The 23,710-nt window shown below is 36.0% G+C and carries 20 protein-coding genes; 2 read left to right on the top strand and 18 right to left on the bottom strand.

Annotation, left to right across the window (positions count from 1 at the left end):
* Window positions 1-3: 3 nt before the first annotated feature.
* The 16 genes from eutC to ACOZIR_RS06030 all read right to left on the bottom strand — a co-directional run bounded on the left by eutC (window position 4) and on the right by ACOZIR_RS06030 (window position 17,407).
* Window positions 4-1,032: an ethanolamine ammonia-lyase subunit EutC gene (eutC, locus tag ACOZIR_RS06105; RefSeq protein WP_045293519.1), complete on the bottom strand. Its 1,029-nt coding sequence runs from the start codon at window positions 1,030-1,032 to the stop codon at window positions 4-6.
* 12 nt (window positions 1,033-1,044) lie between these two features.
* Window positions 1,045-2,409, bottom strand: a complete 1,365-nt coding sequence (locus tag ACOZIR_RS06100) for an ethanolamine ammonia-lyase subunit EutB (RefSeq protein ID WP_421535531.1) — start codon at window positions 2,407-2,409, stop codon at window positions 1,045-1,047.
* A gap of 17 nt (window positions 2,410-2,426) precedes the next feature.
* Window positions 2,427-3,872, bottom strand: coding sequence for an ethanolamine ammonia-lyase reactivating factor EutA (locus ACOZIR_RS06095; RefSeq protein ID WP_045293516.1), 1,446 nt, complete (start codon window positions 3,870-3,872; stop codon window positions 2,427-2,429).
* A gap of 195 nt (window positions 3,873-4,067) precedes the next feature.
* Window positions 4,068-4,568, bottom strand: a complete 501-nt coding sequence (locus ACOZIR_RS06090; RefSeq protein WP_071271973.1) for a EutP/PduV family microcompartment system protein — start codon at window positions 4,566-4,568, stop codon at window positions 4,068-4,070.
* A 24-nt stretch (window positions 4,569-4,592) separates the two neighbouring features.
* Window positions 4,593-4,934: an ethanolamine utilization microcompartment protein EutS gene (eutS, locus tag ACOZIR_RS06085; RefSeq protein WP_013058372.1), complete on the bottom strand. Its 342-nt coding sequence runs from the start codon at window positions 4,932-4,934 to the stop codon at window positions 4,593-4,595.
* Window positions 4,935-4,975: 41 nt separating this feature from the next.
* Complete coding sequence (gene eutH, locus ACOZIR_RS06080) at window positions 4,976-6,229, bottom strand: ethanolamine utilization protein EutH (RefSeq protein ID WP_415382836.1); 1,254 nt, start codon at window positions 6,227-6,229, stop codon at window positions 4,976-4,978.
* Window positions 6,230-6,479: 250 nt separating this feature from the next.
* Window positions 6,480-7,052: an ANTAR domain-containing response regulator gene (locus tag ACOZIR_RS06075; RefSeq protein ID WP_045293513.1), complete on the bottom strand. Its 573-nt coding sequence runs from the start codon at window positions 7,050-7,052 to the stop codon at window positions 6,480-6,482.
* The gene (locus tag ACOZIR_RS06070) at window positions 7,045-8,478 is read right to left on the bottom strand and encodes a sensor histidine kinase (RefSeq protein ID WP_045293511.1); all 1,434 of its coding nucleotides are present in this window, start codon (window positions 8,476-8,478) and stop codon (window positions 7,045-7,047) included. The genes ACOZIR_RS06075 and ACOZIR_RS06070 overlap by 8 nt, the downstream gene beginning before the upstream one ends.
* A 765-nt stretch (window positions 8,479-9,243) precedes the next feature.
* Window positions 9,244-10,647, bottom strand: a complete 1,404-nt coding sequence (locus ACOZIR_RS06065; RefSeq protein WP_045293510.1) for an MFS transporter — start codon at window positions 10,645-10,647, stop codon at window positions 9,244-9,246.
* Window positions 10,648-10,807: 160 nt separating this feature from the next.
* Window positions 10,808-11,815, bottom strand: a complete 1,008-nt coding sequence (locus tag ACOZIR_RS06060; protein WP_421535530.1) for a LacI family DNA-binding transcriptional regulator — start codon at window positions 11,813-11,815, stop codon at window positions 10,808-10,810.
* A gap of 106 nt (window positions 11,816-11,921) precedes the next feature.
* The gene (locus ACOZIR_RS06055) at window positions 11,922-12,869 is read right to left on the bottom strand and encodes a dihydrodipicolinate synthase family protein (protein ID WP_013058385.1); all 948 of its coding nucleotides are present in this window, start codon (window positions 12,867-12,869) and stop codon (window positions 11,922-11,924) included.
* 361 nt (window positions 12,870-13,230) lie between these two features.
* Window positions 13,231-14,037: a DUF2262 domain-containing protein gene (locus tag ACOZIR_RS06050; protein WP_310878035.1), complete on the bottom strand. Its 807-nt coding sequence runs from the start codon at window positions 14,035-14,037 to the stop codon at window positions 13,231-13,233.
* A gap of 90 nt (window positions 14,038-14,127) precedes the next feature.
* Window positions 14,128-14,604, bottom strand: a complete 477-nt coding sequence (locus ACOZIR_RS06045) for a hypothetical protein (RefSeq protein ID WP_421535529.1) — start codon at window positions 14,602-14,604, stop codon at window positions 14,128-14,130.
* Window positions 14,605-15,617: 1,013 nt separating this feature from the next.
* Window positions 15,618-15,770: a hypothetical protein gene (locus ACOZIR_RS06040; RefSeq protein ID WP_421535528.1), complete on the bottom strand. Its 153-nt coding sequence runs from the start codon at window positions 15,768-15,770 to the stop codon at window positions 15,618-15,620.
* Window positions 15,771-15,815: 45 nt separating this feature from the next.
* The gene (locus ACOZIR_RS06035) at window positions 15,816-16,706 is read right to left on the bottom strand and encodes a prephenate dehydrogenase/arogenate dehydrogenase family protein (RefSeq protein WP_421535527.1); all 891 of its coding nucleotides are present in this window, start codon (window positions 16,704-16,706) and stop codon (window positions 15,816-15,818) included.
* Window positions 16,707-16,726: 20 nt separating this feature from the next.
* Window positions 16,727-17,407, bottom strand: a complete 681-nt coding sequence (locus ACOZIR_RS06030; RefSeq protein WP_045293499.1) for an S-adenosylmethionine--2-demethylmenaquinone methyltransferase — start codon at window positions 17,405-17,407, stop codon at window positions 16,727-16,729.
* A 438-nt stretch (window positions 17,408-17,845) separates the two neighbouring features.
* Here ACOZIR_RS06030 and ACOZIR_RS06025 point away from each other — a divergent pair, with 438 nt between their 5' ends.
* Window positions 17,846-18,697, top strand: coding sequence for a MurR/RpiR family transcriptional regulator (locus ACOZIR_RS06025; protein WP_048019337.1), 852 nt, complete (start codon window positions 17,846-17,848; stop codon window positions 18,695-18,697).
* A 727-nt stretch (window positions 18,698-19,424) separates the two neighbouring features.
* Complete coding sequence (locus tag ACOZIR_RS06020) at window positions 19,425-20,723, top strand: CitMHS family transporter (protein WP_045293495.1); 1,299 nt, start codon at window positions 19,425-19,427, stop codon at window positions 20,721-20,723.
* A 266-nt stretch (window positions 20,724-20,989) separates the two neighbouring features.
* Here ACOZIR_RS06020 and ACOZIR_RS06015 read toward each other — a convergent pair whose 3' ends face one another.
* Window positions 20,990-21,457, bottom strand: coding sequence for a hypothetical protein (locus ACOZIR_RS06015; protein WP_421535526.1), 468 nt, complete (start codon window positions 21,455-21,457; stop codon window positions 20,990-20,992).
* A gap of 252 nt (window positions 21,458-21,709) precedes the next feature.
* Window positions 21,710-23,155: a DHA2 family efflux MFS transporter permease subunit gene (locus tag ACOZIR_RS06010; protein ID WP_045293491.1), complete on the bottom strand. Its 1,446-nt coding sequence runs from the start codon at window positions 23,153-23,155 to the stop codon at window positions 21,710-21,712.
* Between the last annotated feature and the right edge of the window lie 555 nt (window positions 23,156-23,710).

Raw genomic sequence — 23,710 nt, 5'->3', positions numbered from 1 at the left:
CCTCTATTGTTCTTTTTGAACAAGCGATACACCGCTAGCTTCATATTTTAAAATTTTTTGAACCAATGTACCGAGATAAGCACCCGCTTCAACTGGAGGAATGCCGCCTTTATGAATATTGGAAACCACCATTCTCTCAGCTTCAATCATTCCTTTTCTCGGTTCATAGCATAAATAGGCACTTAAGGATTCTGCACTTATAAGTCCCGGACGTTCTCCAATTAAAAGTACCACCACTTTTGGCGTCAGAAGTTCACCAATGTCATCCATTACAGCAACTCGACCTTTTTCTATGTAAAACGGAACGCCTACATTTAAATCTGCACTTTTTAAGGACTGTTGAAGAGATAAATAAACGTCCTCGACATTTTCTTCAATGGCTTTGGAGCTTAAACCATCAGAAACAATAATTTGAACAGTTGGTGATTTGGTACATTTTTCTTGAATGCACTTTTTGGCTTCGTCTGATAGCTTTCGTCCATAATCCGGTCGGCGAATGTACACTTCTTTATCTGTTACCTGAGTATTTACTTTAAATAAATTCAATCGTTTTAAGAGATCGTCGTTCACATTGCCATAAACAGCATCAACGGCTGCTGCATGGTCATAGCGGAATTTCAGCCATGTTTCTGTTCGTGGACGTAAGCCTGCTCTGCCAATTCCGATTCGAGCAGGTGTTTTTTGAATTAATGTATCTAATTCTTCTTGATTCACTGGATTTTTAATACCAGCCACCTGCTGTTTTGATTCAATATCTTTTTCTTCCTGTGGAATAGTCATTTTACTTTCAGGCAGAGATGTTGAATCAACTTCTTGAATATTCGGAAATTTAATTAATTCCTTTGCCGAATCAGCTTCTACTACTTCAGCTATAGGACCATTAATCACTTTCTTATTTGCATTGGATGTATGAGCCCAAAAAGTTACGCTGCTTTGACTATCGTCAGTAGGAGAGCTTTGTTCGAAGCTAGATTGTTTTTCTAGCTTTTCGACAATGGATCGTGTAATTTTTTCAATCAATTCAGGATTCATCTTCTTCATCACCTACCTTGTAAAAATACTTGGATCTCCTGCATATTTACTTAATTTCCCTTGTTCAAAAATCCCCATTTTCTCGAGCCACTCTGCAAATAAAGGAGAAGGCTGTTTCCCCATCGTTTGCCTTAAAGTCGCTACATCATGGTAGCTCATTGATTGATAGTTAAGCATACAATCATCACCCATTGGTGTTGCAATGATAAAATTAACGCCTGCAGCAGTTAGCAATACACCTAAATCTTCAACATCATTTTGATCTGCTTTAATATGATTGGTGTAACAAATATCTACACCCATCGGAATTCCATGCATCTTTGCCATAAAATGATCTTCTAAACCTGCACGAATAACTTGTTTGTTGTTATATAAGTACTCAGGTCCAATAAAACCAACCACGGTATTTACAATATAAGGGTCATAATGACGTGCAAACCCATAGTTACGAGACTCTAACGTTAGCTGATCCATCCCAAAGTGCGCTTCAGCTGATAGCTCAGAACCCTGTCCTGTTTCAAAATATAAGCACTGAGGCCCTGTTCCTGTTCCGTGACTTTTAGCTAATTGATTTGCCTCTTCTAGTAAGGCTGCGCTGATTCCAAATGAACGGTTAGCGGCTTCTGTTCCAGCAATACTTTGAAAAATCATATCCGCTGGTGCTCCTTGTTCAATGGCTTTCATCTGAGTCGTAACATGAGCTAAGACACAGTTTTGAGTTGGAATTTCCCAATGATTCATAAAATTTTTCGTAGCGTGGAGCAGCCGTTTTACACTTTCAACTGAATCATCTACAGGGTTAATACCAATAACAGCGTCTCCAATTCCGTAAGACAGCCCTTCTTTTAAAGAAGCAATCATACCCTCTACATTATCTGTAGGATGATTAGGCTGCAGTCTAGAAGCTAAGACTCCTTTTTGGCCAATAGTAATGTTGCATTTTGTTAAAATTTCAACCTTATTTGCGGCGTGAACTAAATCGAGGTTTGACATTAGTTTTGCTACTGCAGCAATAATTTCACTATTTAACCCTCGACTAATCCTCTTTAAATCCTCACCCGTTGTTTCATCACTTAAGATATACTCTCTAAGTTCTGCTACGGACCAATTTTTCATCGATTGATAGATAGGTTCATTTACTTGACTCTCAATAATTTGAGATACTTCGTCTTCTTCTGGTGAGATCATTGGGTTTTCGCGAATATCAGCAAGTTTTAGTTCACTAAGCACTTCCTTTGCAGCAATTCTTTCTTGAACGGTTTCTGCAGCTAAACCTGCCAGACGGTCGCCAGACTTTTCTTCGTTTGCCTTAGCAAACAAATCTTTTAAATCAGAAAATTGATAAACAGCACCTAAATAATGTGTATGTAACTTCAACAGTGAAGCCCCCTTTCTTATGAATGGAACGTAAGGGTTTTGACTACTACCGGTACTACACTTGTTTGTAGCAATTGGCCAATATCCAAGTAGTCACCGTGTTCCACCTTAATTTGATCAATACAAATAATGCTTTGCGACGAATCTTGGGCAACAAGCGTTTGGCCTAATACCTTGGCATGATCGCTTTCAAGAACAATGATCAACGGCTGATCTCTTTTACTTTTTTGTTTCACTGCTTCTAGCAGACCTTTTGCTAATTGTTGAATATCTCGAAATCCTACGTACGGAAGCCCAGATAAGTACAAGGCAAAATTTTGTCCCTCCTGCTGCGGGTCATGTATCTCAATTGCATCTTTTACAGCATCCTTTAAGTGATGAACACTTTTTTGAAACCCATCCTTAAAAGAAATTTGATAAACAGGTATATTTCGTACAGGTAAATCTTTGGTTTCTACTTGAATCGTGGCTCCACTGATTTCAGTCGTTTGTGTACCGGCACCAAGAACGGTTGCGCGAACGGTTTCATCAGGCTGAATCCATGACCATCCCTTCAAACTCTGACTATCTTTTAAAGAGTCTGCAAGCATTATTCCTATGTCGTGGTAAGGAGCTTGTTCAACACCTTTAGACTCATATTGATAGAGACACTCACTAATTCCACCAGAAAACATAATGACATCAATTTCTTCTTTCCAATTCGGTTCATGCCCTAAAAGTAGTATCTTGTCCTCTGCCGTCATAGTACGTGTTAGCATTCGGCTAATCACATCAGCCATATAATTTGTTATATTCTTTACCTCTTCTTCCACCATTACATCACCTTTTGCAAGAGTACTATTCCACTCTTTTAATAGGTTTCTAACGGGTGGTGAAATGCTACTGATTTTATCTTCCGAAAACTCAATCAGCCTGCCTCCTATATGCAATGTGCAGGTTCCACACAGCCTTCCCATTCGATAAACTGCTACATTAGCGGTTCCCCCGCCAATATCTATATTGGCAATCGTTTTGCTCGTTTTTTTGGAGTATTGGTAAGCTCCTGATCCTTTTGCTGCAATAATTCCCTCTAGATCGGGACCAGCAGTTGCTACTAAAAACTCACCGGCATGATTTGAAAGATGGTGAATCATTTCTTCCGCATTTTGCTTAGTTGCTGTCTCACCTGTAATAATCACTGCACCTGTTTTAATGTCTTCAGAACCAACGTTTGCTTTATCATACTCATTTCTAACAAGCTTCTCTATTGCTTCAATATCGATTGTTGTGGATGTGAGAAGTGGTGTTCGATAAATCGGGCTGCGATGAATAATTTCTTTATCAATAATCTCAATACGCGGCAAGTGTGTTCCTCCTGCCATATTCATCAGAGAAAATTGGCTTAACACAATTTTGGTCGTGCTTGTTCCTATATCAATTCCTGCACTGATAATCTCCTCTTTTAGCGGTTCGTATCGCTTCATATCCCTCCACCTCGCCAACCTTCAATCAGCAAAAGGTTTTAGTCATTACTGATTGCTAATTAGTCGTGTTTTAGTCAAATAAAAAAGGCACCTCATACGAACTATCTCCTGAAAGATAGCTGTATAAGGCGCCTTTGCCCGTAATTTTTTTGTATATTTAGAATATAACTGATTTCTTACAAAATGTAAAGGTTTTCATTTAAAAATAATAGTTTTCGATTTCCAATTATCACTACACTCTTTCATCTCTTGTAAAGACTGGCACTGTACCAAAGCTCGAATCTCTTCAAGCCCTTCTTTATTAAGGGAAGAAGTGACAACAATAGGACCATTTACAACTACTTGTCTTGCTTTTTTGATAGCTAAGCTCACATCAGCATCTTCTGCATCACTTTTTGTAATGACCCCAATAGCTAACTTATTAATACCTGTACTAAAATTGGGTGGAAAGACTGTCTTTTTCTTTGTAGCGTCGTGCAAATATAACACATGTGTAACTTCAAGAGCGGTTGCCATAATATTTTTATAAAAAAAAGGATTTTCAACATATTCTCCAGGTGTATCAACGATCCAATCATAATAGATTAAAGCTTGTGTTTTAACTGCCTCGACCGGCTTTCCAAGCAGAGCATTTGTTAATGTCGATTTACCGGCACCAATTGAGCCAATGAGCATGGCTCTGTTTTTTTTATGCATAAGTCTCCCCTTCCTACTATACAATTAGGATTTTGTGATAATTGAAGGTGTGTAACCTAATGTTTCGGAGAGAAAACGATTGATTTCTCTCATGGCCATATCTACTTCTGAAACGCTCCCCACAATAACAAGACTTCCTGTAAAACGATCTAAAAAACCTAATTGAACATGTGCAGCTTTTGTAGCCAAATCACCTGCAATAATAACGGTCTCACTGGGAGTCAATGTTAGAATGCCTAGAGCTCCTTCTTGCTGTATACCTAATTTTTCGAACATATCCGGATCTGGATTTGCAATTAAATGGCTCAATGTAATTTGTTTTCCAGGAACAAACTCTTGGATAAAACGCTTTTTTTCTTCACTCATAAAAATTACCTCTCCCTTATCGTACAAACTCTATACAATACTTACATCACTTGTGTCTTACTGCTTTTTTCTTCTGCCTCTTCATTTTCTTCAGCTGCTGAACTTAAGTACTCGTCTTTTCCAATAATGCCTGCTTCGCGATCCTTTTTTTCTAGCTCTAAGGCTTTTGGAACAGATAGCCAATATGCTAAACCAATGCCTATTAAACCTGCTGAGAACTTCCCGATAATAACTGGAAGAATTAATGTCGGCTGAAAATTGGCTGTAAAAGATAAATGATCTCCTAATAAAAATGCCGAGCAAACTGCAAACGAAATATTAATAACTTTGTCTTTTGGAGGCATGCTGCGAATGAGCTTAAACATCGCTAAAATATTAGCAATCGTAGCTAAAATACCTGCACTTCCTTCTTTACTTAATCCGAGTTTTTTCCCTAAAGCTTCAAGCGGCTTTCCTGCATATTTTTGAAGCAAATAAACCATTGGAAATGCACCAGCAAGCATGATTCCAATATAACCTGCTGTTTCTAGCGCACGAAATTGATCGGCTTTATCCGCCATGATTGGATGAAATCCCCAGCTTCCAAATAAATGAGAGAATAAGCCCGTAAAAATTTCAACAATGGAGAAAACAAGAACTAGCTTAATTCCAGCATCCATGATACGCCCAAACCACATAAATCCTTTAATCATTAAATCAGGCAGGAAATATAGTCCTACCGCTAATAGAACAACAAATAATAAAAGTGGAGATAAATTCAAAATAATTTTTAAATAACTTAGCGTAAATTCGTATGTTGAATCACTGGTAGTGGAAATAATTTCACGCACATCAGAATTGGTTACCATAATCAAAACACTTGAAATAAAAGCACCGATAGGAATCGTTAACACACCTGACATAACGCCCAGCGCCATATATTTATGGTCGCGTTTATCAAGCATGGCAAGTCCTACTGGAATCGAAAATACAATGGTTGCTCCGGCCATAAATCCTACTATCATGGCCATGACCCATCCTTCATACGACTCTTTTAATACGTGGGCTAATTGATATCCTCCCATATCCGTTGCTAAGATAGAGGTGGCAGCAATAGCAGGGTCTGCCCCAATAGCTGAGAAAAAAGGACCGCATACCGTACTAATAAACCACGAAAGATATGGAGTTGCAGCCATAATACCAGCCGCTGGTATAAAAATATACCCGATAGAATGCAATCCTTCCATGAATTGCTTTCCTAACCCTTCATCACTATTTCTAATCGCAGCAATAGCCCCACACACTGCACAAGTCATGATAATATAAATCACGATTTTCCCGATGATAACCACACCCAATTCCCCCTATATGATGATTTTTATTTAAATAGATAATAGTTTAACTATTTCTATCTATTTAAAGCGTATGAAGTAACCTGTTAAGAGCTTTGCTACTAGAGAAAGATTAAAATTATTCCCTTAAAAAAGACAAAAAGGTGCCAGGTGGTTTTTTATCACTTAAAACCACTAAGCACCTTTGCTCAAACTATTTACTTGTATAGTGAGGTTAAGTTCCATATTTCTCAATGATGTGTTTTGCTAACTTCTCTAGTGTAACCTGCTTTTTCATGCTAATAGTCCGCATTTTTTTAAAAGCACGATCTTCTGTTAAATTATATTTATCCATTAAAATTCCTTTTGCTTTTTCAACAATTTTTCGTTTCTTCAGTTCATTATTCATTTCCTGAACTTTTTGCTCATACATTTTTGCATTTTCTGCTTGTTGTAAAGCAATTTCAACTGCTGGAATTAAATTGGATTCAGAGATTGGTTTTACTAAATAGCCTACTATATTCGCTTTTTTCGCTTTATCAATAAACTCCTTCTGACTGTATGCTGTCAACAGCAGAATAGGAATATTATATTTATTTGAAATAATTTCACTTGCTTTTAGTCCATTTAACTTAGGCATTTTTATATCCATAATAATTAGATCTGGCTTTAGTGAAAAAGCTAATTCAACCGCTTTTTCACCATCTCCGGCTTCTCCTACTATTTCATAACCATTATCAGAGAGCATCATTGATAAATCTAGTCGTACAATTGACTCATCTTCAACAATTATAATTCGTTTAGTCATGGTGTCCCCCTCTTTCTAATGGGAACCTAGCTAATGCCATGGTGCCATTTGAAGTTCTCTCAATTGAAAATTGACCAGATAAATCGTGAGTGACCATCATGGTAACTATATCTAACCCTAAAGATGGCTTGGCTTCTTTTGAGTACCCAATACCATTATCTTTAATTATAACCTCTATCTCATGGTTATTCTGTTGAAAAGAAACGTGAATGTTACCTTCTTCTCGCCCCTTAAACGCATGTTTCATACAGTTTTGAATAAGCTCATTAATAATTAATGCTATAGAGACAGCTTTATCCGACTCTGTAAAAAGCTGAGTGCCCGAATATTCAATTGAAATATTTTTATTTTCATCCGTGGCGCTATACACTAGCATATTACCAATTTTCTCAATCAAACTAAGAATATCTACATTGTCTACACTAGAGTTGGAAAGAATAATCTCGTACACAGAAGCGATACTTAAAATCCGGTTAAGACTCTCGACAAAATGAGCCTTACTCTCTTCAGGAAGGCCCCTTCTCATCTGAAGACGCAATAAACTCGCAATAGTCTGTAAATTATTTTTGACACGATGATGAATTTCTTGAATCATGACTGATTTGACAACAAGTTCTCTTTCTCGCTCTCTAAGTTCAGTCATATCTCGAAATGTAATAAAAGCACCATTCGTTGAGCTTTCTTGTTTTAAACTAACTTTTTTGACTTGAAATACCTTATTCAAAATAGTCACTTCTTGCATAAACAACTTTTCTGGATGATAAAATAACTCTTCTAAACAAGGGAAATATTCGATGATTTGATTCCCTACCTTACATTCTGAGGAACAGACTTCAGAAACCAAATTGAAAGCAGCTGAATTAAAATATAGAATGTTTAAATTAGGATCAATAAAGAAAAGGGCCTCTCCAATAAACTCTGGAATAAGCGAAGCATTTTCTGTCATCTCCATTAAAATTTCGCTTAACGTGTCATTTGTGTTTGATAACGTTTTCATTTTTTCTTGACGTTCAACCATTTCACTGATATCTTTTTCCATAATCAATGTAGCAATTACACGATTATTAAATCCTTTAATAGGAACCACACTTTGTTCTACCGTTTTTCCTTCTTGTGTTAAGGCGCGATTTAAAGACATCGGTTTTCCATTTTTCAGCGTGTAAAATACTGCTGGTTCAAACGCTTCGTACACAAATTTCCCTGCCACTGGACGTTCATAAACTGACGGTGCAGTTTCTGGTGCAGCTTCTGCCACTACAACTGCATGCTGTCCTTCTTTTGTTAAACAATCGATAAACACATTTGCTCGGTTTAAATCAGCAATAAGCGGCAAATTTTTAGCAACTTCATCAATCTTTTGAATATCGACTTCTGCTAGATTTGTATGAAGCCTGCATAAAGAATTTAAGGATAATGTATGAGTCATATGTAAACTCCTAGCTGCTTTTAAACATTTAAGCATTAAAATATTAGAATATAATAAGTATTATATTTTTCTGAACTTTCTTTGTCAATGACCCATTTTGATGTGAAAATATTTACTTTACGAAGGAAACCTTATTTCTTCTATGCCTCATCACCTCTTCTTCTAACGGTTAAAGTGAACGATGGTGAACTATCTTACCTGGTGAATTTGCACAAATATGGTCCTCGGGCTTTAGAACTTTTTCACATAAAAAATAGTATTCTGTTATTTTGTTAGTAATAGCTTATATAGTGAGTTTTAAATTTAACAGAAATAGATAAAATCAATTAAGGAGCTGCTTGATAAAAAGAAATACCTAATAAAATCATGTAGCAAAGGGACGCTTTAATACGATTTCGGTGTGGATAGGAATCTGGATCGTTATGTTTGTTGCCATATTTGGTGGCACATACTCTGGGTATAGATTAAATAAGAAAATGAATATAAGATGAGATTAAATAAAAAAAGAGAAGGATAAACCCCTTCTCTTAAAACATATACTTGTTTTTAACTATCATTCACCCCATCTATTTATACTGCTCTTCAAAAAGTTTATGTGCGGTCTTCAGCGCAGACTTCATCATATTTTTCTCTTCATGTCAGTCAAAACAGGGCTTGTACTCTTCATTCTTATTTATACCTTTACTCTTTTTCCTAAATGAATAGCAGCACTCACTAATAAAAGAGATAAGATTGGCTTAACCTTATCTCTTTGAACTCGTTCTTTTATGGAGCAATATCTTCTAAAACCTTTTCACGTGTTTCAATCATCTTAAATGCCATAAATGCACCTACTGCAGCTACACAAGCAAACAGAACAAAAACAGAGGTAATTCCCTTAGCCCCTAACACAAAGCCAAGTATCGTAGGAGCAATAGCCGAAGCTAGTCGCAACCATGCTGTCGCAAACGCGATTCCAAGTACTCTCATACGTGTTGGATAAATTTCTGGTGTATAGAGATAGAGAAGAACTGTAATTGTTCCCATGACGCCGTATGCTGCTGAACCTAAATACATAACACTTTCAGCAGATTTGGCACCGTTAAACCAAAGGGTTGTTAAAAGTAATCCTACAACTAGAAAAGCAATAGTTGCCCACCTTTTACGTCCCACTCTATCAATCAGTAATGCGCAAGCAAACACAGCTACTGTTTGAATCACATTTGTTAGTGACGCTGCATGTAGAGATTCCTCCAATGGAAGGTTATACACGGTTTTATATAAACTTGGAAGCCAGTTGTTAAGCCCATTCGCAACAAAGTAGGAAGAAAACCAAAGTGTCCATACAATTAACGTTCTACTGCGGTAAAAAGGGGAAAACAATTCTCTCCAATTACCTTTTACTACTGCTTGAGGTGCACTAATTTTTGCTTCTATACGTTTATCTGTACTCGATTCAATCTCTTCAATTACTCGTTCTGCTTCGTCAAACCTGCCTTTTGAAATTAGCCAACGAGGCGATTCACGCAGCTTAAAGAAAAATAAAAAAACAAGTAACCCGCCGATACCACCGATTAAAAACATCCACTTCCATCCAAAGCTAGGTACAACTAAAGCACCAATCTGTGCAGATATCATTAACCCAAGAGGGAAAATCATTTCATATAGCATAAAAAAACGTCCGCGCCCTTGTGCAACTGAAAGTTCATTTATATAAGCAGCAGCAACAGGAACTTCACCACCTACTCCGATACCTTGTACGAACCGTAGCCACAGTAGCGCATGAAAATTACCTGCAAATGCACAAGCAATACTCATGACTGACATTAAAAAAATGGTCCATTTAGCACTATAGACACGTCCAAATCGTTCCGCCAACCACCCAAAGAAGATAGCTCCAATTGCTTGTCCAAGATATCCAGAACCGATAAGAATACCGATTTGACCAGGGGTTAAATTCCATATTCCAATTAACACGGGTAAAACGAATGCCAGAGATAACGCGTCAAAAGCATCAAAAAACGTGGCTGAACCCATAATTACGCGTGGTTTAATATGCCAACGTGAAAAGGGAACGCTTTCTATCCGTGTAAGCAGTTCGGTAGCACGATTAGACAAACCAATTTCTTCGTAATCATAGCTGATATTCTTAGTAGGTTCTGAAGAATTTCTGTTCAATTCTGTATTCATACATAAATCCTCCTTAATAGCAATTCCCTCAAATCGGAATGACAATCACCCTAAGATACGTAAAACAAAACTTATTAAATCAGGAATTCAATGAAAGGGTTTACAGTTAAAGGCAGCAAATAGTAGACTCTAAAATCTTTTTAGAGCCTAGGTATGAATCTTAGTTATGTTTTGGACTATCGGTTGTAGATCTGTTAATATACTCCATATTGAATACGACATCTTTTTTTCGAATCTGTTTTCCTTCGAGCATATTCATCAGTATCGAGGTTGCTCTTTGACCAATACCTAATAAATCGACATGCACTGTAGATAAAGCAGGTGTGATAAAATCTGAAATCGGAACATCATCTGCCCCGACCACAGATAAATCTTTGGGTACAGATAGTCCAAGCATGTTGGCTGCCTTAATAACACCGATAGCTAAATAATCAGATGAGCAAACGACTGCTGTAATGTTACTATGTTTCTTTAAAAATGTCGCTACTTCTGTTGTTGCTTTTAAAGCGTCAAACTCATCAATCTCAAATACGTTTTCAGAAGAAAAAGGTAAACCTAGTTCATCCATTTTCTTTTTATATCCATTTAAACACCTGACACTATGCATGGAACTCATCGGCCCATTTACGATTCCGATATTCCGGTGTCCTAGCTGATAAAGAGCATCCACTGCTTGTTTGATACCATCTTCATCATCCGGTCGCACGCACGGGAAAGGAGATCCTTCTAAATAGCTCCCCACTACGACAATCGGTAGTCGAATACTTTCTAACCATTCTAGACTTAGCTCCTCATTTCTAGGTGCAAAAAGAATAACCCCGTCTACAGCCTGAGTTTCAAGCAACCGCTTCTGTTGAGAAGAGGTAAATGACATCATCATATTATAGTCTGTTTGGTCGAGTCCTTTCGCTATTCCTTCTAAAACGGTTGAAAAAAATGGATTGTTCAAAATAAATGATCCTCGTGGAACCACAACTGCAATATTTCCTGTGTTTTGTTTAACAAGTCCTCTAGCTCCTAAATTAGGACGATAATCTAATTCTTCCATTACTTTACGAATTCGTTCTGCGGTTTTCGCGCCAACACCAGGTTTATTTGTCAATACTCGTGAGACAGAAGCTGTTGACACACCAGCTTTAAGTGCCACGTCCTTAATACTTACGCTCATAGTACATACCTCCGTGGGTCAAGTATATCTATCTATTATAAACGAGTCCCACCTAAATACTAAAGAATAGTGGTTGCAATCTTGCAACCACTATCTACAATGTTTATTACGCTTTCACTTCATCTTTTAATAATCCGACTTTCAGTAAGCCTTGACGAATTTCTTCTACTTCTTCTTCTTTTAAAGGTAATACTGGACGTCTCGCTAATGAACTACTAATTAATCCACGTTGATACATCGCTTCTTTCATACGCAAATGAGAAGTAGAAGAAGGCTCATCCATTTTATATACAGCCTGCTTTAATTCAAAGATACGGTCATACACAGCATTCGCAGCCGTTAAGTCTTGATCTTTCACACATTTCACTAGTTCTGCGATTAAATCTGGCACAAAACAACCAAATCCAACTAATGCACCGTCGATTCCTTGAACTAAAGTAGGTAACAAGTATTCATCATGACACGTTAACAGTGAAACATCAGGCGCATTCTTTTTTAGTGCTCGAATATCTACTTCATATTGTGCAATATCTCGTTGTCCGACTTTAATAGACACAACGTTCGGAATAGCAGCCATTTCTAATAATTGACTGGTTGTATACGAAGTTTTTGTCCAAGTTGGATATTGGTGAACAACGATTGAGATGTTAATCGCTTCTGCCACATCTTTAAAAAACTGAACAGGTGATTCTTCTTGCATCCCGAATCGTAGCCAAGAATGTGGAGGCATCAGAAGGATCCCACTTCCTCCTGCTTTTTCTACCGCTTGCGCATGTTGGATAGCCTCGATTGTTCCTTCTGCCGATACACCAGAGATAACAGGAATACGCCCTTTTAATTCGTCAGCTGCAATTCTTACAGCCTCTGCACGCTCTTCAGGTAGTAAAGTCATAATTTCTCCCGTATGTCCATTTACTACAATTCCATTAACCCCTTCATGACTTGCAACCCAGCGAACTAAAGAGCGAAAACCTTCTTCATCAATTGAATAGTCGTCCTTGAATGGGATAAGAACTGCTGGAAATACGCCACTCCATTTTACTTTGTTTTTCATTAAAAACATCCCCTTTGTTGTTTTAGTTTTTAACTTTAAATTCATAGTAAACGTTTACGTAATTAATCATAAAATGTAAACGATTAATTGTCAATATAATTTTTATTTTCTGATAAATAAAGACAAAAAACTGCTTTTAATCGTTAAAAATCACAGAGAAATATAATTATCACAGAATAACTTAATAGTAAACGTTTACTCTTACAAAAAAACTCATATAAATCCGTGTAAGCAGCACGGTAATTCGTATACGCTCCAAGTCCTAAAAAGAGGAAAAACAAGATTGAATTAAAAAAGAGAAGGATAAAAGCCTTCTCTTAAACTACATAATTGTTTTTCAACTATCATTTAATCAATCTATTCATCCTGCAATTTGAGCCCTAGTAAAAGTCCCGTTTATATTTCCTTCTACAATGATGCTATGGCCTGCAAACATATCTCCATCAGAAAAATAAAAATCAAAATCACCTTCCGGATAAACGGATATAGTGTCTAAATTCATCAAATCCATAAACATTTCTTTTGTCATTTCCTCTATTTCATCCTCTTCCTGTAGCCAATCGTTTGCTAAATCGACCAGTTCCGCTGCGGCATACATTCTAATTTTTTGGCTCCACTTGTCCTGCTCTTCAAAAAGTGTATGTGCGGTCTTCAGCGCAGACTCCATCATACTTTCATCTTCATGCCAATCAAAATACAGCTCGCACTGTTCATTAACCCACGAAATGTTTTTTTCAAAAACTTTAACACTTTTTTCAAGTGTAAACTTGCCAAATATCTCATCATAATAATAAACCGGCTTCACTGATTTTTTTACTATCGTTTCTAACTCTTCGTCTTCATACTCTGCTTCCAGAATGTTAACGAGCATCATTGAATCCGTTCCCGTACGTACTTGTAGCTTTACAACGGTATTACTTTGCAGTAGATTCATTGCTTTTTCCACTTCTTCCTCGTCCACTAACCATCTAAGCTGTATCTCTTCTTTTTTGACAGCTTCATTTTCATCTAAACTTTTCCATGCAATTAAATCAATTGATGCTGTCCATAACGTCTCTTCACTGGACATTCCAGCACCAATCCCTACTGAACCTGTAACCGCTGCTATGTCAATTACGTCTTCTGAGAACTCTTTTTCAAATGTCTTTTTTTCATTAAATTCACTCATTTAATATACATTCCCCTCTTTAACTGCTGTTGAAAAATTCGCCCTAAATATATAGTCACAAACTAATATGTGGTTCTCTACTCTGATTTTTTATAGCGGTCCACCTTCAAACCCAATAGGCCATCCACTTCTGTTGAACTTTACTTTATATTGAAATACATTGGGATAATCCCCGTAAACAAAAGCTAAAGAAAATCCCGCAAGAATATGTCCGTCAAAATTTAAAAGCCGCCCAAAGCTTACAGCGGACAGATAATAGACACTAAATTTTTGTATAGAGATGCACTGCTTTAAATACTTCAATGACCGTTCAAGATAGATATGTAATTGTTTCAATATAGAATCAGCCATTTCAATAAATTCCTCATATGGCTTTTCACTATTTCCCTCTACCGTAATTTCAACTTCTTCCCATTCTCCTATATCCGTACTCCACAACCATTGCCTTGTAACCGGAACTTCCGCTTCGTATTGATCAAGTGGTTTAGATAGGACAAGTTTTTCATACCCATTTTGTTTGAAGTTAGAGATTGTATAGGTTCGTTCAGAGAACTCAAGATCACTCATTTATTCCTCCTCCCTTCTATGCTTTTACTACTTATGTTTTTAGGTTGCTACGTTTAATTTTAGTATTACACAAAGCAGACATCAATTAGATTACTCAGCCTCTTTCAATAAAAACTCTTACGTTTTTCCGATTACTGTTACTATAATAAGAGATAAGCACATTACCTATAAATTATGAGATGGAGGGTTAACCAATAAATAAGAAAATCGCTAATAGTATCATCTTTTTTGTATGGTTTCTGTTCTTGCTTCTTCTATGGATCATCTTCTCTTTTTCTAAAGGCCAAGGTGGAGAATGGTGGTCTATGTATCATTTGAACTCCCATAAATATGGTCCTTGGGCTTTGGGGATTTCTTACATAAAAATTAGTGTTGCTGCGGTTATTTCGTTAGTAATAGCCTATATCGCGAGTTTTGGATTCAAAAGAAAGAAATGAGATCAACTGAGGTGCTACTTAATAAAAGAGGATTTCTAACGTAGCTTTTATATTTTAGGGAGAAATGCAAAATCACTTATATAAGAATTCACACACATATAATTCTAGTTGTTTTAATCGAGGTTACAGTTCTTCCTGTAACCTCTTTTATAATTCCTTACCTGCAATTATCTTTTATATAAGTGTCATATGAGGTATTTTTTAATTTCCACAAGTTTGATCATGGAAAGCAGCCTTTCTAATTCCTGGGCCGCCATTGGCTACCAACACTATCTTATTTTTAAACATAACGTTTACATCTCTTTTATTGTCAAGCTCTGGAGAATTACTATATTTGCGTGCTCACTCATTTTGCTTGGCTTTCTTTACTATCTTTTTTTAGTAGATTTCCTAAGCTTAAAAGAACTCAGTTAACAGCTAGAGTAGAAGCTGGATTATAGCAACAGATAATTTCAGAAAAAATTTTATGGTTTTGTAATTTCACGAAAGTTTCTCTTGCCTCCCTTTCTGTGTTAAATTCAAACATGATAATATTATGTTCTCTTGAATAAGCATTGATTACAGTAACCACCCACATCAAAAATCTCCTAGGGCTGTTACAATTAAATTTGATTTTGATAAATGAATATCTCTGGAAATATTATGAGTAGCTGCTATACTTGTAGACTTATTAGGAATAAACCCCTTTTCTAACCAAATAGAACCGCTTTGAAAATTCCATGTTCCCAAGTAAATCTCCCCGTCTCTTACTATTGATATAATAGATTAGTTTATTTAATTGTTTACAGCAGCATCTTCTTTACATGCTTTGATAACATCCAACCAATGATCTGGCTTTTGTCCTTTAAACTTTTCTTTTAAATTAAATGAAGCCAATGTTTCTAACTTACTTTTTGCTGCTTTAGACATAATAGAATTTAAATTAGAAGCCTCTAGCATTTGAATAGAGCCGTCTAACTCAATTGATCTTCTTAATGCATGTATAGAGGTTCCAGTTACCAATCGGTTCATTGTTTCTCTAAAGCTCTTACTATCTAAAGTTTCACTAATAGAATCTAAGACTAATTGTTCTACATTAAATTCATGAGAAGCTTCTAATAACTCTAGATAAAGAGCAACTACACCTTTCATATAAATGCTGCGAATTAGCTTTACAGCAGAGGCATCACCAGGTTTTTCACTTACTTTAGTTATGTCCATACTGTACGGAGTCATTAAAGAAATCAGTCGATCTACACCATTACCACTTGCTGAAATAGGAACCTTATGTTTATAAACTGGCAGGGGACCTAGCATTGCGGCATCTGCGAAGAATGCATTCTTCTCTTGTATATTTATGTTAATTTTTTGCTTCACGATAGGAGTGGAAGCTGATACATCTACATAGATACATTCTTTCTTTATAAATGGTTTTAGCATCTCACTAACTTCAAGTGCTTTATCTGCGGGTACTGCTACTATTACTATATCTATTTGTTTTAAAACTTCTTCGGGTCTATAAAGAAGTTCTACTTGAGCTTGAGCAGCTCGTTCTTTAATTTGTGGACCATATGTAGGATGGTCTATCATAACATCATGAGCAAAAATGGTTTCTAAACCTTCGCCTTTTAAGCCAACTGATAACTCAAAGGCCGCCTCTCCAAATCCAATAAAACCTAATTTCACTTTAAAGCTCTCCCTTCTGTTTATAATCCATATGCTTTCATCTGTTCTCTTAACCATGAAGGCTGAATGTTACCTCCAGATTCACCTTGCAGACGCGCTCTTTCAAATGCTTCGATCGTTTCTAAACGTGTTTTCTCATACTCTAGTTTTTTTTCGGCTTTAAAAAGAACCTCTTCAATCTTTTCTTTTGGAACTACAACAACTCCGTCATCATCACCTATAATTAGATCTCCTGGAATAACAGCTACGCCTCCACAAGAAATAGGTTTATGTAACTCACCTGGACCATCTTTAAGAGGACCATTCGGAATAAATCCTTTTGAGAAAACAGGAAATCCTGATTGACTAAGGGTCTCTTTGTCCCGAACTGCCCCATCTATAATAATCCCCTCAAGTCCAATAGCTTTAGCTGCAGCTGCCATTAATTCTCCAAGGTAAGCATTTGCCGTATGCCCCTTTCCATCTACAACTAGTACATATCCTTCTGTACCGTCATAGATTGCCTGATGAAGAAATAAGTTATCTCCAGGTCTTAAACTTACAGTTAGAGCGGTTCCAACTACCTTCATTCCTGTAGATACAGGCTTAATTTTACAATCCATTGAGCCTGTACACCCCATTGCATCGGATATAAGAGTTGTATTAAGAAGGTTTGCTCTCTTAATAATGTCTTCAGATAATACTGGTGCTAAATTACTCACTGATATACACTCCTCTTCAATTTTAATATATTCTAATCAATGCTCTACTCAGGATAACGCTTACAAAATTAAAGTAATAAAATTAGATATTGCCCCCCCCTATTCGCAGAATATCTACAGTTTATTTGCTGCATTTTTGAAAAAGATAGAAAAACATCGTAAAAAATAAATAAAGTAATAAAAATTACTACATTTTTTATTTAAGTAATATTTATTACTATAATCTTAAATGTATCTTATCACCGGTACCTAATAAAGTAAATCTATTTTTATAAATAAAGCACAGGAAAAACATATCCTAAGCTTTATTACTTAGAAGAAACATTTTTACATAAAAAAGTAAACATGCTAAAATTCAAGTAAGTATTGTGATAAATACTTTTTATATGCTTAAAAAAATAAAATTTACAATATAATCTGTTTAATTGGAGCGAAGGTATGGAAAATCCAATATTAAAATTAAAAGATAATATCTCACAACTAACAGAAACTCAACGGAGAGTAGCAGACTATATCCTTAAAAATCCTGTCGATGTAGCTTTTTTAACGGTTGATCAATTGGCTTTGACAGTAAAAACTAGTACGACCACGATAATGAGATTAGCTTTTAGTCTAGGCTATTCTGGATATGCAGAGTTTCAAAAAGGACTTCAGGAGCTTTTACGTAACAATGCTGCTCCTCAAATCAGATTAGAAACAAATTTGAAGGGCTTAGATGAGAGTGATTTGTGGATGCGCTGTGCAGAAAGTCAATTCAATAACATTCAATCAACAGTAGAAATGATTTCTACAGAGAGCCTAAATAAAGCGTTAGAAATGATTGTCTCTGCAGACCGAATATTTTGTACAAGCGTTAGAAGTGGTTTACCCGTGGCACAGCATCTATCTTTTGGGCTTAATCGACTACTCGGAAACTGTGAGCTAATTGTCTCTGACTTAAGTGATTGGGTGGATAAAGGAATTACTTTAACTTCTAAAGATTTAGTTATTGCAACCTCCTTTCCAAGGTACGCTAGAAGAACTGTTGAGTTTGTAACAGCTGCCAAAAGTAACGATGCCAAGGTCATTTCAATTACCGACAGTTATTCTTCTCCTTTAGTTAAGTACTCAGATTTAGTACTGACTTGTAGCTCGAGTAGTATCGCTTTTCATAATTCACCTATAGCGTCGCTACTTGTGGCCGATTATCTTGTAAGTGCGATAGCTATAAATTATCCAGAAAAGACAAAGGATCGTCTCGATAAAATCACTTCAATCCTTACAAAAATTAATTATCATTACACTGATTAAATTTACGAATGTGGTAAAAGCATGAAATATCGAATGTATAAAATAATTCGATATTTTATATTTTTACCACTTTTTTATTTTTTCATTTAAGTCTAATACTTCCCTTTCACTTTTCATTTCTATAAAAAAACATTTACTTTTCATTAGAAGCCATGATAGTATACTTTTAAATAGTCACAATTATTACAACAATTAAATAAAAAGTAATAATTATTACTTCAAACAATGAGTTGTAATAATGAATATAGTTAGTTCTGTAAAATCATTTTTAGATATCATCCGGAGATATCTGACTGCTCCCCTACTAAGATATTACAAAGTGACTATAAGTTTATTAATCCTAACACTTGTATTTTGCTTGTTAACACGCAAATGATGAGAGCGCTACCTTTGGTTCTAAGCAATCATCAACAAAAGATTTTAGTAAAGGAGTGATTAGTTAAAGAAACACGAGAATAGAAAATAATCTATTAATGATTCTATATATACAGTGGGCTTAAGCGGGGAATTCACGCTAGATTTTTTGTAAACCCTTACATTCGTTCTGATACCAGGTTTTAAACCAATAATATGTAAAAAAAGCCAATTGTTTTCTACTAATGAATGATTGTGCAAAGCAGCTTTATAATAAAGAATGATAGTTAAATAGTTTCATGAGAATTTAAAAAGTATGACATTAAAGATAAACAAGAGGGAAAATGAAAGAAAGTTCTAGAGGGGGTATAATATGTTAACATTTTTAGGTTTTTCGATGATTGTAGTATTTATGTATTTAATCATGAGTAAGCGTTTGTCTGCCTTCAGTGCATTAACAGTGGTTCCTATTGTTTTTGCTTTATTGGGCGGCTTCACTGATTTAGGACCAATGATGATGAAGGGTCTTGAAACCATTGCTCCGACAGCAATTATGATTATCTTTGCCATTCTCTATTTCGGGGTGTTAATTGATACAGGATTATTTGATCCTTTAGTAGCGAAGATTATAAAGATGGTTGGCGGTGATCCTCTAAAAATTGTAATGGGTACTGCAGTACTTTCTTTAATAGTTGCTTTAGATGGTGACGGTACCATTACATATCTAATTGTAGTAACTGCATTTCTCCCACTATACAATCGATTAGGTATGAATAAACTTATTCTAGCCTGTATTCCTGCGTTAGCAATGGGTATTATGAATTTGACTCCCTGGGGTGGTCCTGCTGTACAAGCTACGGCGGCTGTAAAAGCAGATGTAACAGACTTGCTATTACCACTTATTCCTTCTATGATTGCAGGAACTATCTGGGTTTTAGGGGTTTCTTATTTCCTTGGACGACGCGAGCGTAAAAGACTGGGAGTTATCAATATAGATACAGAATTTAATAATGAAATTGCTGCAGCTCTTGATGTAGGAATGGATGCATCAATAAAGCGTCCAAAATTATTTTGGTTTAACTTAGCTTTAACACTTTTACTTCTTACTGCTTTAGTTCTAGGGTTCTTACCATTACCAGCTTTGTTTATGATTGGTTTTGCTATCGTGATGATTGTTAATTACCCAAATTTACAAGATCAAAAGGAACGTTTGCATGCTCATGCAGGGAATATATTAACGGTGGTTTCCATGATATTTGCTGCAGGTATATTTACTGGAATTATAGATGGAACAGGTATTGTTAAAGCTATGGCGGATACTTTAATAGCCGTTATTCCTGATGCTCTTGGCCCAAAATTAACAGTAATTGTTGCCCTTATAAGTATGCCATTCACATTTTTTATGGCAAATGCCCCCTTCTATTTCGGGATTATTCCTATTATGTCTGAAACGGCTGCTCACTTTGGCATCCCTCCACTAGAAATTGGTCAAGCTTCTTTACTAGGGCAACCCTTGCATCTATTAAGTCCACTTCAAGGTTCTATTTATGTCTTAGTAGGACTCCTTGGCATTGATATAGGTGACCATATTCGCTTTGCTGCCAAGTATGCCATTGGAACAGCGTTAGTTATGACGATTGTGGCTGTATTATTTGGAATACTATCTATATGAATGATTTATGGGAACATACAAAAGAGAGAGCTGATTCTTCAAAACAGCTCTCTCTTTTGTATGTTTAACTTTAAATTACATTAAAGATTGAAATATAACATAAGCAAATCACTAATCAATCATGACTGATACAGTATCTCCGTTTGTCAATTTGATCTCAACAGTTTAGACATCAAATTCATGTTCAATTGCTTGAATAATAAGGGGATGTCTATATCTACGAAATTAAAAAATGGTGCCTACGTAATCCCACTTAAGGTTTTAAATCAACTCCATTTTTTCACCTTTTCAAATAAATACTGCACTCCATATAACAAATATGCTTTGTAATGAAGGTAGATAAAAAATTGAAAATGACTTAATCGGTTTAGACTTACAATTTTCAACCTTTTAAGAACATCAATAAAGTAAAAAGCAAAGATTCCATCAACTATAATATTCAATAATATAAACTTCTTAAAGTTGCCATACGAAGATTTAAGCAGCCACATTGAAAGTGGCATATAAGGCCCAATGCTAAAAGGAAGTTCATCTTTTATAAACGAATCTTTTTTGTCGTAGAACCTCCACCACTTCCTCTCATGCCCATACAAATGATTAATAATTTCTAAGATAATAATAAAAAACCCTGCTAACGAATAACGTCTTATGCTGCGTTTCCCTATAAATAACAACGACAACCATGGAATCGCTATTATAGATAGATTAAATCCTAAGTGTTTTCTTGATATCATAAGCGAACTCACCTCAACGTACTTTATCTAGTTCTTCTTATAGTGTCCACTTATTACAAAAAAAACCTTCTTTTAAGCAACGAATTTCTATTTAATGGCCTTCACTTTTTGTTTAAAATGTGCTTGGAGGTGAGTCGCAGCAGGATAAATCAAATGCCTCAGATTTTTAAAAATTAATACGGCTGATACAGAACCTTAAAATTTTCTCGTAAATCTAAAAAACACAGACCATTGGATGGTCTGTGTTTTTTATTAATGTGCTTTTTGTTCAACATTGACTCTCTTGATAAAGAACGAGATAACCAATCCAACAATTGAAACAATAATCGCAAAGATGAACGCATGTTGAACACCGTTGGTAAAGGCAAGAACTTGGTTTAATGGATCCATTTTATCTGATACCGTCTCAAGGAAGCTTCTTGAACCTGATGAAAGAATGGAAATTCCAACAGCTGTTCCAATTGCGCCAGAAACCTGCTGCAAAGTGTTCATAATTGCTGTTCCGTGCGGGTACAGCTCAGGTGGAAGCTGGTTTAATCCGTTTGTTTGAGCCGGCATCATAATCATCGAAATGGCTATCATAAGCGCAATGTGCAGAGCAACGATAAACCCTGTTGACGTTTCTAGCGTTACGGTTGAAAAACCATACATGGTGCCGGCTACAATCACAAGTCCAGGGATAACTAACCATTTGGGACCAAAGCGGTCAAATAATCCCCCCATAACCGGTGAAAGAATTCCGTTAATCACTCCTCCAGGAAGAAGCATTAGGCCAGCGGCAAAGGTTGATAAAGCTAATGATGTTTGTAAGTACAAAGGTAAAATCATCATCGCAGACAGCAGTACCATCATGCAGACTAGAATTAATAAAAGACCAATTGTAAACATCGGATACTTAAAGGCTTTAAGGTCTAACATTGGCTCTTTCATCTTCGTTTGACGAATAGAGAATGCAACTAATGCAATAGCTCCAATTACAAGAGTTAGAATAACCTGTAGACTTCCCCAGCCTCCGCCTTCTCCGGCGCTGCTAAATCCAAATACGATTCCGCCAAAACCTATTGTTGAAAGAACAACAGAAATCATATCGATTTTTGGCTTCGTTGGTGTGGTAACGTTCTGCATAAAGAAAGCTCCAAACACTAAGGCAGCAAATAACAGTGGAAGTGAAATCCAGAAAATCCAGTGCCACGTTAATGTTTTTAAGATTAAGCCTGATACAGTTGGTCCAACAGCTGGCGCAAACATAATAACAAGGCCGATGATCCCCATTGACTTTCCACGTTTATGCGGCGGGATAATAACAAGAATCGTGTTAAACATAAGCGGTAAAAGTAAAGCAGTTCCAACCGCTTGCACGACACGGGCAATCATGAGTACCCCAAACGTTGGTGCAACAGCGGCAATAAATGTTCCAATGATGGAGCAGATTAGAGATGCTATAAAAAGCTGTCTGGTTGTAAAGCGCTGAAGAATAAAACCTGAAATAGGTACCAAAATTCCTAACGTTAACAGATACCCTGTTGTCAGCCACTGTGCAGTTGTTTCGTGAATACCAAAGCCAGAAATTAGCTCTTTTAATGCCATATTTAGCGCTGTTTCACTAAATAAACCGATAAATCCAGCAATAAGAAACGACGTTATAATCGGCAGTACTTTGATGTTAGAGCTTTCGGCCACTGTTTGTTGATTACTCATATTAAATTGTCTTCCTCTCTTTTACATACTCTTTTTGGTGAGCGTTTTTCTATCTCAATGATAAGTTGATTAGCAGACAAACAATGCATATTGATATAAAGATTAGTGATAAGTTTAAGGCATTATGTTGGCTAAGCTTTTTCTTTCTCTTCTCTTTTGACCGAAGTGCTTTTTGTCTTCTAAATTCATTTCTTTCCACAGATACCTCTCCATTTCATTTCTAAATCAACTTTAGAAACCTTCCTATGTAAACTAATTTCCATTCATAATATGGAATTTTTAATAAGTAAGTTAAAACGAAATAGAACTATAAAATGAATTTCATTTCACATAACAGGAATATTGTAACACAGCTATAAGTACTGTTTCTATCTAAAATATACTAAATAACAACAGCTATATACCCAACTTGGTACCATGTGACAATTAAAACTTGGTTCTGTTATATGCTTTTTGTTCTGTTCGCCCTAATAGAACACACCTAACTTTTTAATCATCAGTCAAAAGAAAGCGTATCAGAAATTAAGTAATAGTAAAAATTGATAATATGGAGGT

The sequence above is a fragment of the Priestia sp. D3YE.R1 genome (genome assembly GCF_049199565.1).
Classification (GTDB): Bacteria; Bacillota; Bacilli; order Bacillales; family Bacillaceae_H; genus Priestia; species Priestia aryabhattai.
This window is presented reverse-complemented; position numbering and strand designations above follow the sequence as displayed.

What these genes read in the sequence shown, in the direction of transcription:
- eutC (WP_045293519.1), bottom strand. Translation starts at nt 1,032, where the DNA reads ATGAATCCTGAATTGATTGAAAAAATTACACGATCCATTGTCGAAAAG.
- ACOZIR_RS06095 (WP_045293516.1), bottom strand. Translation starts at nt 3,872, where the DNA reads ATGAAGCGATACGAACCGCTAAAAGAGGAGATTATCAGTGCAGGAATT.
- ACOZIR_RS06090 (WP_071271973.1), bottom strand. Translation starts at nt 4,568, where the DNA reads ATGCATAAAAAAAACAGAGCCATGCTCATTGGCTCAATTGGTGCCGGT.
- eutS (WP_013058372.1), bottom strand. Translation starts at nt 4,934, where the DNA reads ATGAGTGAAGAAAAAAAGCGTTTTATCCAAGAGTTTGTTCCTGGAAAA.
- eutH (WP_415382836.1), bottom strand. Translation starts at nt 6,229, where the DNA reads ATGACTTGTGCAGTGTGTGGGGCTATTGCTGCGATTAGAAATAGTGAT.
- ACOZIR_RS06075 (WP_045293513.1), bottom strand. Translation starts at nt 7,052, where the DNA reads ATGACTAAACGAATTATAATTGTTGAAGATGAGTCAATTGTACGACTA.
- ACOZIR_RS06070 (WP_045293511.1), bottom strand. Translation starts at nt 8,478, where the DNA reads ATGACTCATACATTATCCTTAAATTCTTTATGCAGGCTTCATACAAAT.
- ACOZIR_RS06065 (WP_045293510.1), bottom strand. Translation starts at nt 10,647, where the DNA reads ATGAATACAGAATTGAACAGAAATTCTTCAGAACCTACTAAGAATATC.
- ACOZIR_RS06060 (WP_421535530.1), bottom strand. Translation starts at nt 11,815, where the DNA reads ATGAGCGTAAGTATTAAGGACGTGGCACTTAAAGCTGGTGTGTCAACA.
- ACOZIR_RS06055 (WP_013058385.1), bottom strand. Translation starts at nt 12,869, where the DNA reads ATGAAAAACAAAGTAAAATGGAGTGGCGTATTTCCAGCAGTTCTTATC.
- ACOZIR_RS06050 (WP_310878035.1), bottom strand. Translation starts at nt 14,037, where the DNA reads ATGAGTGAATTTAATGAAAAAAAGACATTTGAAAAAGAGTTCTCAGAA.
- ACOZIR_RS06045 (WP_421535529.1), bottom strand. Translation starts at nt 14,604, where the DNA reads ATGAGTGATCTTGAGTTCTCTGAACGAACCTATACAATCTCTAACTTC.
- ACOZIR_RS06025 (WP_048019337.1), top strand. Translation starts at nt 17,846, where the DNA reads ATGGAAAATCCAATATTAAAATTAAAAGATAATATCTCACAACTAACA.
- ACOZIR_RS06020 (WP_045293495.1), top strand. Translation starts at nt 19,425, where the DNA reads ATGTTAACATTTTTAGGTTTTTCGATGATTGTAGTATTTATGTATTTA.
- ACOZIR_RS06015 (WP_421535526.1), bottom strand. Translation starts at nt 21,457, where the DNA reads ATGATATCAAGAAAACACTTAGGATTTAATCTATCTATAATAGCGATT.
- ACOZIR_RS06010 (WP_045293491.1), bottom strand. Translation starts at nt 23,155, where the DNA reads ATGAGTAATCAACAAACAGTGGCCGAAAGCTCTAACATCAAAGTACTG.